This is a genomic window from Pseudomonas brassicae (assembly GCF_010671725.1).
GTDB classification, from domain to species: Bacteria; Pseudomonadota; Gammaproteobacteria; order Pseudomonadales; family Pseudomonadaceae; genus Aquipseudomonas; species Aquipseudomonas brassicae.
In genome coordinates, this window is record NZ_JAAHBU010000514.1 from 1 (window position 1) to 1,066 (window position 1,066).

1 protein-coding gene is annotated in these 1,066 nt (G+C 62.7%); it reads right to left on the bottom strand.

Annotated elements, in window-relative coordinates:
- Positions 1 to 73 precede the first annotated feature (73 nt).
- Positions 74 to 1,066, bottom strand: a 993-nt coding sequence (gene glyA / locus G3436_RS25475) for a serine hydroxymethyltransferase (RefSeq protein WP_163950944.1), incomplete at its 5' end; no start/stop codon positions are given.

A 1,066-nucleotide genomic window follows, 5' to 3' on the forward strand; every position in this document is an offset into this window, starting at 1 on the left:
TGCCAGCGAAGCTTTGAAGGCCCATAAAAAAGCCCGGCGCATGCGCCGGGCTTTTCACATCAGTTGCCTGCAATTACTTGCCATATACCGGCAGTTTGGCGCAGATAGCCTTGACCTTCTCACGTACGGCATCGATCACCGCTTCGTTGTTCAGGTCGGCCAGGATGTCGCAGATCCAGCCAGCCAGTTCCTTGCACTCTGCTTCCTTGAAGCCGCGAGTGGTCACCGCCGGGGTGCCGAAGCGCAGGCCCGAGGTGACGAACGGCGAACGTGGGTCGTTCGGTACGGAGTTCTTGTTGACGGTGATGAAGGCTTTGCCCAGCGCCGCGTCAGCGTCCTTACCGGAGATTTCCTGCTTGATCAGCGACAGCAGGAACAGGTGGTTTTCAGTACCGCCCGAGACTACGTCGAAGCCGCGCTCGATGAATACGCCGGCCATGGCCTGGGCGTTTTTCACCACTTGCTGCTGGTAGGTCTTGAACTCAGGCTGCAGCGCTTCCTTGAAGCAGATCGCCTTGGCCGCGATCACGTGCTCCAGCGGGCCACCTTGTGCACCCGGGAAGACCGCGGAGTTCAGCTTCTTCTCGATGTCGGCGTTGGCACGCGCCAGGATCAGGCCGCCACGTGGACCGCGCAGGGTCTTGTGGGTGGTGGTGGTGACCACGTCGGCGAATGGCACCGGGTTCGGGTAGACGCCTGCGGCGACCAGGCCAGCCACGTGCGCCATGTCGACGAACAGGTAGGCACCGACCTTGTCGGCGATTTCGCGGAAGCGCGGGAAATCCAGCACTTGCGAGTAGGCCGAGAAGCCGGCAACGATCATTTTTGGCTTGTGTTCCAGGGCCAGGCGCTCGACTTCGTCGTAGTCGATCAGGCCGTTGGCGTCGATGCCGTACTGGATGGCGTTGTACAGCTTGCCCGAGGACGAAACGCTGGCGCCGTGGGTCAGGTGACCGCCGTGGGCCAGGCTCATGCCCAGGATGGTGTCACCGGCCGACAGCAGGGCCAGGTAGACGGCGCTGTTGGCCTGGGAGCCGGCGTGCGGCTGGACGTTGGCGTAGTCGGC